This is a genomic window from Psychrobacter sp. T6-1, assembly GCF_052258445.1.
In genome coordinates, this window is sequence record NZ_JBQQFC010000539.1 from 1 (window position 1) to 1082 (window position 1082).

Here is a 1082-nt window from a genome sequence, read left to right on the forward strand (position 1 = left end):
CAGTTTTTTTAGGAGTTTTTCCTCGATAATCAATAATAGCATCCATCGATTCTTCTAAAGTTAGCTCACACCAATCACTCGCCATAACCCAAACCCTCCAAATTCTGACGAATGGTTGCATCTAGTTTTTGTGACTCTTGCATTTGTGCATACAGCGTTTGACTTAGCTCTAGCATTTTTGTCTCAAACGGGATGCCATCATCCTCAATCGCTGCCGCGCCCACATAACGCCCCGGAGTCAATACATAGTCATTGGCTTTGATATCTGCTAGGCTTGCCGATTTACAATAGCCTGCCTCATCGCTATAGGCGTCATAACCACCTGCTTCTACCTCACCGCGCCACGCGTGATAAGTATTAGCAATGGTCTCGATATCATCGTTGCTGAATTCTTTATGAGTGCGATCAATCATACTACCGATAGCACGCGCATCGATGAATAGTGTCTCACCGCTACGATTACGCAGCCCACGTGCTTTGCTATCAGCGGAGGTGGCGGCTTTGTCTTTACTGATAAACCATAAGCACACCGGAATCTGCGTGGTATAAAACAGCTGACCGGGTAGCGCAATCATACAATCGATGAGATCGTTCTCGATAATCTGCTCGCGTATCTCGCCCTCACCGCTAGTGGTCGTCGACATCGAACCATTGGCCAGTACGAAACCTGCTGTACCGTGCTCAGACAATTTAGATATCATGTGCAATATCCACGCATAGTTGGCATTGCCCGTCGGCGGCGTTGGATAACCTGCCCAGCGTGGATCATCGACCAGCTCATCAGCGGCGCGCCAGTCCTTTTGGTTAAAGGGCGGATTGGCCATGATGAAGTCGGCTTTTAGGTCTTCGTGCTGATCTTTAAAGAAAGTATCGGCCGCCACATCACCCAAGTTGCTAGCGATACCGCGAATGGCAAGGTTCATCTTCGCCAGTTTGTATGTCGTGCTAGTATATTCTTGCCCATAGATAGAGACGTCTTTGGTATTGCCGTGATGACTCTCGATGAACTTGATGGACTGCACGAACATACCGCCCGAGCCGCAGCACGGATCGTAGATTTTGCCTTGATACGGCTCTAGCAT

Annotated in this window: 1 protein-coding gene; it reads right to left on the reverse strand. The window is 48.6% G+C overall.

Annotated features, from left to right (window positions below; genetic code table 11):
- Positions 1–74 precede the first annotated feature (74 nt).
- On the reverse strand, positions 75–1082 hold a 1008-nt coding region (locus ACTXGO_RS14425), incomplete at its 5' end, for an N-6 DNA methylase (RefSeq protein WP_443575002.1).